The 1113-nt window shown below is 35.9% G+C and carries 2 protein-coding genes; both read left to right on the top strand.

The genetic code is table 11. From position 1 onward, the window contains the following. Positions 1-609, top strand: a 609-nt coding sequence (locus IDG60_RS27620) for a PTS sugar transporter subunit IIA (RefSeq protein ID WP_206160884.1), incomplete at its 5' end; no start/stop codon positions are given. A gap of 15 nt (positions 610-624) precedes the next feature. Further along, positions 625-1113: family 1 glycosylhydrolase (locus IDG60_RS27615; RefSeq protein ID WP_206160883.1), on the top strand; the 489-nt coding region annotated here is incomplete at its 3' end.

Raw genomic sequence — 1113 nt, 5'->3', positions numbered from 1 at the left:
CAGTTAGTCATAAAATTAAATGGAAATGTCGATGAAGTGTATCAGCAATTACAGCGATTAATTAAGAATGCTAATGTCGAAGAGAGTGAGAATACTGACAATATTAATAGCCAAGATACAAGTTATACACCTCAAGTAAAAGTAACAACACCAATTTTAGTGAAAGCACCAATCGCTGGTCGTCGTATTTTACTTAAAGAAGTAAGAGATTCAATTTTTAGAGAGAAAATGGTAGGTGAAGGCTTAGCAATCAAAGCTCATGAAGAATCCAAAGTAATCGCACCGTTCAATGGTTTAATATCTATGATTGTACCAACTAAGCATGCAGTTGGTATTCAATCAGAAGACGGTGTGGACATAGTCATTCATATTGGCGTGAATACAGTTGACTTGGAAGGTAAAGGGTTCAAGTGCTTTGTAAAGCAAAATGATCATGTTGAAGCAGGGCAAACGTTGTTGCAATTCGACCAGCAATATATACAACAACAAGGCTACAATGCTGACGTTATTGTCGTTATTAGCAACTCTGCCGATTTAGGAAAAGTAGAACTGACAATGAATGAAATCATTACGACTGAAGATGTTATTTTTAAAATATTTAAAAACTAGGAGTGTGTTGTAATAATGACAAAATTACCGCAAAATTTTATGTGGGGTGGCGCTCTTGCCGCAAATCAATTTGAAGGTGGATATGAAAAAGGTGGTAAAGGGTTAAGTGTAATTGATGTTATGACGAGTGGTGCACATGGCAAAGCACGTCAGATTACAGAATCTATAGACCTCAATCGCTATTATCCAAATCATGAAGGTATTGATTTTTATCATCGTTATAAGGAAGATATTGCCTTGTTTAAAGAAATGGGATTGAAATGTTTACGTACGTCGATTGCGTGGACACGTATCTTTCCGAATGGGGATGAAGATGTGCCAAATGAAGAAGGACTTGCCTTTTATGATCGTATCTTTGATGAATTAATTGCACAAGGTATTGAACCTGTTGTGACGTTATCACATTTTGAGATGCCACTTCATTTAGCGAAACATTATGGTGGATTTAGAAATAGAGAAGTTGTCGATTATTTTGTGCATTTTGCGCGTGTTGTATTTGAAAGA

This window comes from Staphylococcus sp. EG-SA-2 (assembly GCF_017152085.1).
The sequence above is the reverse complement of the archived record's forward strand: the minus strand, read 5'-3'. Positions and strand labels throughout refer to the sequence as shown.